Raw genomic sequence first — 6,159 nt, 5'->3', positions numbered from 1 at the left:
CTGAGCTATGAGCGCGTACTTGATGCTGCGCATTATACGTGTTTTTCAGACTTTTATAAGTCTTTTTTAACAACTTTTATCTGAATGCCTAGTTAGTAAGCGTTTTGGAGAAAATCAGATAACTCTTGATCAAAAATTTTTATAAGCAGTTTTCATATTTCCAAAGTAGCTAAAGGCCAATTTATTAAAGTAGTAATCTATTATTTTCAGGCACAAAAAAACCGCTATAAAGCGGTTTAATGTTCAAGTTGGTGCGCTCAGAGAGATTCGAACTCCCGACCCCTTAGTTCGTAGCCAAGTGCTCTATCCAGCTGAGCTATGAGCGCGTACTTGTGTGCCATTAACGGCAAGTCGTTACAATCAATTACTTCAAATATTTATAGGAATTAAACCGATAAATTGGTGCGCTCAGAGAGATTCGAACTCCCGACCCCTTAGTTCGTAGCCAAGTGCTCTATCCAGCTGAGCTATGAGCGCATTGAGGTAATCGTTGGCGGTGAGAGAGGGATTCGAACCCTCGATACAGTTGCCCGTATGCGTCCTTAGCAGGGACGTGGTTTCAGCCACTCACCCATCTCACCGTAACGAGCCGCCATAATACAAACTTAATTCCCAATCATCAAGCCATGACTGAAAAAATTTCCGCCTTTTTTGTTCAATTAAATATTTTTTAAGCAATTTATCGGGTTTTACAGACTTTTCTGATCTTTAAATGCTCACTCTATAATTTTTGAGGTACTTAGTTTCCGATTATTCTCAAGATAAAACACATTATTGCAATCATTTACGTGCAGTCCGGGCCGGCATGACTTATGCTAAAGGTATCTTCTGATGTCAAGCCAAACGAAATTATGAAAAATTGGGTCGATCCTGAAGCTAAAGCAGAAGCTGAACGTTATGACAATCCTATTCCAAGTCGTATTTTGATTCAAAAAACGATTGAACAGTTACAGGCGCCGCAATCCCATGCCGACCTGGTTGAGCATTTTGAAATCCAGGACCAAAAAAGTATTGACGCGCTTAATCACCGCCTGATTGCAATGGTACGTGATGGACAACTGGTCAAGGATGGATTCAAGTTTCAGCTGGTTGCTGACTTGCCTACTTATGAAGCTACAGTGTATATCAATACAAAAGGTATGGGCATCGCACAGATTGATGGCCAGGATAATTTGTATTTACCAGAACGTGAACTGCGTCTGGTCTTTAATGGTGACCGGGTACGGGTACGTCAGACCAGTACTGACCGCAAGGGTAAAGCTTGGGGCTTTATTACTGAAGTAATCCAGCGCCGGGTCAAGCAGATTATTGGGCAGCTGAAAATGTATGAAGGTGAATATTTTATTCAGCCTTCCATGCCAAACCAGCATCAACCGATTACCCTGGAAAAAGAACTGATCGATCACGCCAAAATTAACTTGGGTGATATGGTGCGTGTTGCCATTGATGATTATCCGACTCGGGAAGAGTTTTCTACCGGTCATATTGTGCAATCAATGGCAGATAAAGCCGATACTGAAATTATCATTCCACAAACCATCTTGGAATATGGGCTGCCTTATGAGTTTCCTGAAGAGGTTTTAAAGGAAGCAGCCAGTTTTAAAGAGCCGGATGAACAGGACCGTCAGGGCCGGGTAGATTTACGTGATCTGGCTCTGGTCACAATTGACGGTGAAGATGCACGCGATTTTGATGATGCCGTATACGCAGAAAAACGTCCGGGCGGTGGTTATCGAGTGGTGGTCGCAATCGCTGATGTCAGTCACTATGTACGTTTGGGCACAGCACTGAATGAAGAAGCTGAAGAACGCGGGACCTCTGTGTATTTTCCGCATTTTGTCCTGCCGATGTTGCCAGAAGCGCTCTCTAATGGTCTCTGTTCACTGAATCCGCATCTGGACCGCTTGTGCATGGTCTGTGATTTAAATGTTTCACGTGCCGGCCGTGTTACCCAGTATGAATTTTATCCGGCAGTCATGCACTCTAAAGCACGTCTGACCTATACCCAGGTTGCTGCCTATCTGGACGGTGACAGCCAGGCTGTCCCTGAAGATCGTACTGTTCGCAAATCACTTAATACCCTGTTCCAACTTTATCAGGTCCTGAAAGAATTACGTGCAAAACGTCATGCGATGGAATTTGAAACTGTCGAAACATATATGACATTTGATGAGCTGGGCGGTATTAAGGAAATTTTGCCACGTAGCCGTAATGAAGCACATAAACTGATTGAAGAATGTATGCTGCTGGCTAACGTTGCAGCTGCTGAATATTCATTGAAAAATGAAATTCCAATGTTATATCGGGTCCATGATGCACCAGAGTTTTCGCGTACCCAGAAAGTACGGGATTATGTGAAACTCCTGGGGTTAAATTTCCCGGAGCAGCCAACTCAGGCTGATTACCAGGCCGTCATTGAAGCAACAAAAGACCGGATTGATGCACCAAGTATTCATGCCGTGTTATTACGTTCTATGATGCAGGCTTATTATGGACCAGAAAATATCGGTCATTACGGTCTGGCTTATGAAGCTTATACTCATTTTACCTCGCCAATCCGCCGCTATCCGGACTTACTGTTACACCGCGCAATTAAAGCACATTTGAAACATAAACAGTTTGCCCTGTCAGGCAACCAGCTGGCTGAGGCAGGTGAGCATTATTCTCAGACAGAACGCCGTGCCGATGAAGCCTCCCGTAGTGTAACAATGTGGCTAAAATGCCATTATATGCAGCAGCATCTAGGTGAAGAATTCGACGGTATAATCAGTGCTGTAACTGAATTCGGGCTGTTCGTTACCCTGAAAGATCTGTACGTTGATGGCATGCTGCATGTCAGCCAGCTTGGAAATGACTTTTTTGTCTATGACCAGCCGAGTCAGAGTCTGATTGGCCAGTCTCGTGGCCAAGTTTTTGGCTTGGGAGATGAAGTCAGAATTAAGGTTGCAGGTGTTCAGCTTGAAGAACGGAAAATTGACTTTGAGCTGGTTCGGCAACTTACTCATGCTGGACGAGCAGTGCGTAGCCGTGCCCCTCGCGTTGCACAGGTGCGGGAAGAAAATCACGGCGCACGCAACAAGGATGACTCTGGTGAGCAACCTGTCCGTAAAAAACGCAATAAAAGCAGTAAACCTAGCTCTTATACCAAGAAGTCAGGAAAAAAATCTGCTGAAAAGGCTTCTGTAAGCAAAGAAGCTCCCAAGAAAAAATCAAAGGATAAGAAGCGCAGGTCCAATGCCAAATCACGGCAGGATTAAATCTTCTTTATTTTGGTGAATGGCAAGAGCTAATCTCTTGCCTTTTCATTTTTAGCCTTATTAAAAATTTTATCGCAATCATGTTTTTTAAAGGCAAGTTTAATGCTCAGCCACAAGATTCCCACGCTTATTTTCCTGCCAAGTCTTGATTTCCCTTTATACAAGACTTACATCTAGTAGCAAGTATTTTGAAAATCAGGCGTATAACGATGACTTTGGAAAAAGCAACTTTACCTTTGCCACAATTTGACCAGATCAAACTTGAGCATTTAAAGCGGCAGATTGAACAGCAGATTGAATATGGCCAGACTTTTTTAAAGCAGTTACAGCAAGTCCCAGAAAATCACCAGCAACAGCTTCACATACTGGAACAGGTAGATACGCTTGAGAATAATATGAGCGAATCTTGGGGCATACTCTCGCATTTAAATGCCGTGATGAATAATAGCGAAACACGCGAGATTTTTCAGGCCTTACTTCCTGCCTTAAGTGAATATTATACTGAGCTTGGTCAGCATAGTGTCTTGTATCAGACTTATCAGGCTCTACATGACAGCCCTGACTTTTCCCTGTTGCCAGAAGCTCAGCAAAGCGCCATTCGACTGGCCTTACGTGACTTTAAACTTTCAGGTGTTGCTCTAGAAGGTGAAGAAAAGAAACGTTATGCAGAGATTTCTGCACGCTTATCACAACTCTCTTCAGATTTTTCCAATCATGTGCTAGATGCTACACAGGCCTATTTTAAACCGCTTGAACAGGAGCAGCTCAGAGGCTTACCACAAAGCAGTATCGAGCTGCTAAAACAGTATGGACAGCAGCGTGAACTGGAACAGCCTGTAGCAACACTGGACCTGCCTGCATACCTGGCAATTATGACTTATGCCGATGACCGCGAGTTACGTGAAGAACTGTATAAGGCCTATACTACACGCGCTTCAGAGCAGTCTGACCATCCTGAATATGATAATAGCCAGATTATGGAAGAAATTCTGAGTCTGCGTCAGGAAATGGCAAAACTGCTAGGTTTTAACAACTATGCTGAGTACTCCTTGGCTAGCAAGATGGCGCCCGATGTAGACAGTGTGAATAAATTTCTGGTTGAACTGGCTGAACATGCCCGTAAGCCCGCTCTGAAAGAAATTGCTGAACTTAAAGCAATAGCCGGCTCAGATGGAGTGAATGAGCTTAAACCTTGGGATACAGCTTACTACTCAGAAAAACTTAAACAACAACAGTTCAATCTGTCTCAGGAAGATTTAAAGCCTTACTTTCCTGCTCCTAAAGTCATTCGTGGTTTATTCCAGATCGTAGAACGTTTATATGGTATCCAGATTGTAGAGCGGGAAGCAGCTACATGGCATCCCGATGTACATTATTTTGAGCTTGAAGACCAAGGCGAAGTTCTGGGCGGTTTCTATTTTGATTTGTATGCCCGTAGCGGTAAACGCGGCGGAGCCTGGATGAGCGGATTCCGTTCACGCATGCAGCAATCCGAACACCTGCAAAAGCCTGTATGTTACATGGTCTGTAACTTTACTCCCCCGGTCGGAACACAACCTGCCCTGCTCACTCATGATGAAGTCAATACGCTATTCCATGAATTTGGTCATGGCCTGCATCACATGCTCACCGAAGTCGACAATATTTCAGTAGCAGGTACACACGGCGTGGAATGGGATGCAGTCGAGCTACCTAGTCAGTTTATGGAATTCTGGACTTGGGATCAGCAGAGCCTGAACCTGTTAAGTGAACATATTGAAACTAAAGATGCCTTACCAGAGCAGTTACTACAGGCACTGCTGGCAGCACGTTTTTTCCAGTCTGGCATGCAGACTTTACGTCAGGTCGAGTTTGCACTATTTGACCTTACTATTCATAAAATGACGCCAGCATTAAATAGCCCGCAGATTCAGCAGGCTCTGGATGATATTCGTGAACAATATGCAGTGGTGCCAGCTGTACCCTATAATCGCTTCCAGCACAGCTTTAGTCATATCTTTGCCGGTGGTTATGCTGCTGGTTACTATTCTTATAAGTGGGCTGAAGTACTGGCAAGTGATGCATTTGACCGCTTTGAGAATGAAGGTATTTTCAATACTGAAACCGGCAAGGCTTTCCGTTCAGCCATACTGGCCGCAGGCGGTAAAGATAAGGCACTAGATGCTTTTGTCAATTTCCGTGGTCGTGAACCTAAAATTGACGCGCTATTACGTCATCAAGGTTGGACGGATCACCCTAAAACCGCTTAAACTAGTCCTTTATTTAATCAGTGTGTGGTTAGGATAATGAATATTAAACGTCGTTTTATCGCAGGAGTAAGATGTCCAAAATGCGAAGCGCTGGATAAAATTATTATGCTGACCACCGAAGATGATGAATGGATTGAATGCATTGAATGTGGTTATTCAGATCGGCGTCCTACTCATATAGAGCAGCCACAGGAGGTTGCTCTTCCTGATGATGTAGGGGTAATCCAGTTCAAGCCTCGTCAGAAACAGTAGGCTGTAAAGATGCCTGTTACAGTGCAAAAAAATAATTCAAACTTATTATGGTTTATTGCCGGCGTTATTACGGCAATCATCGTCATGATCGCGCTGTATTTCTGGTTGCTACAAGACCAGTCCCCTGCTGTCTCACAGCCGGTAGAAGTTAAGCAAAGTACATCAAAGCCTATGAATGCTGTCCCTTCAGACCAGTCCGAACCTCAGCAAGCCAAACAAGGTCCTTCCTTGGTCGATGATCAGCTCCTAAATGAACCTGTTCATCCGGCTCCAGCACTGGCTAAAGAAGAAATTGCTAAACTGGATGATATCCAGAACCAGTTAAAGCAGCAGCAGGCACTTCTTCAAGAACAGCATGCCAGTGCAGATAAACTGATTCAGCTTAAAGAAGAGCAGATTAA

At 44.0% G+C, this 6,159-nt stretch carries 4 protein-coding genes and 3 tRNA genes; 4 read left to right on the top strand and 3 right to left on the bottom strand.

All coding sequences use genetic code 11. The features are described from left to right. Nucleotides 1–249 precede the first annotated feature (249 nt). From B3R63_RS13735 to B3R63_RS13725, 3 genes are all read right to left on the bottom strand, one after another. Nucleotides 250–326: transfer RNA gene (locus B3R63_RS13735), tRNA-Arg, on the bottom strand. A 74-nt stretch (nucleotides 327–400) separates the two neighbouring features. Continuing rightward, nucleotides 401–477, bottom strand: a tRNA-Arg gene (locus B3R63_RS13730). Between the two features lie 14 nt (nucleotides 478–491). Next, nucleotides 492–581 (bottom strand) — tRNA-Ser (locus B3R63_RS13725). A 267-nt stretch (nucleotides 582–848) separates the two neighbouring features. On the opposite strand from B3R63_RS13725, the gene rnr reads away from it, so the two are divergent. The 4 genes from rnr to B3R63_RS13705 all read left to right on the top strand — a co-directional run. Continuing rightward, entirely contained in the window at nucleotides 849–3,257 is a 2,409-nt protein-coding gene (gene rnr / locus B3R63_RS13720) for a ribonuclease R (protein WP_286731971.1), read from the top strand. 209 nt (nucleotides 3,258–3,466) lie between these two features. Next, the gene (locus tag B3R63_RS13715; protein ID WP_414630844.1) at nucleotides 3,467–5,506 is read left to right on the top strand and encodes a M3 family metallopeptidase; all 2,040 of its coding nucleotides are present in this window, start codon (nucleotides 3,467–3,469) and stop codon (nucleotides 5,504–5,506) included. A gap of 36 nt (nucleotides 5,507–5,542) precedes the next feature. Continuing rightward, a complete protein-coding gene (locus B3R63_RS13710) occupies nucleotides 5,543–5,758 on the top strand; it encodes a YheV family putative zinc ribbon protein (protein WP_005018388.1) in 216 nt (71 codons plus the stop codon). 9 nt (nucleotides 5,759–5,767) lie between these two features. Beyond that, nucleotides 5,768–6,159 (top strand): hypothetical protein (locus B3R63_RS13705; RefSeq protein ID WP_286731922.1); only part of this gene is annotated, 392 nt, incomplete at its 3' end.

Source organism: Acinetobacter sp. UBA1297 (assembly GCF_002307755.1).
GTDB lineage: Bacteria > Pseudomonadota > Gammaproteobacteria > Pseudomonadales > Moraxellaceae > Acinetobacter > Acinetobacter radioresistens.
This window is presented reverse-complemented; position numbering and strand designations above follow the sequence as displayed.

What these genes read in the sequence shown, in the direction of transcription:
- B3R63_RS13715 (WP_414630844.1), top strand. Translation starts at nt 3,467, where the DNA reads ATGACTTTGGAAAAAGCAACTTTACCTTTGCCACAATTTGACCAGATC.
- B3R63_RS13710 (WP_005018388.1), top strand. Translation starts at nt 5,543, where the DNA reads ATGAATATTAAACGTCGTTTTATCGCAGGAGTAAGATGTCCAAAATGC.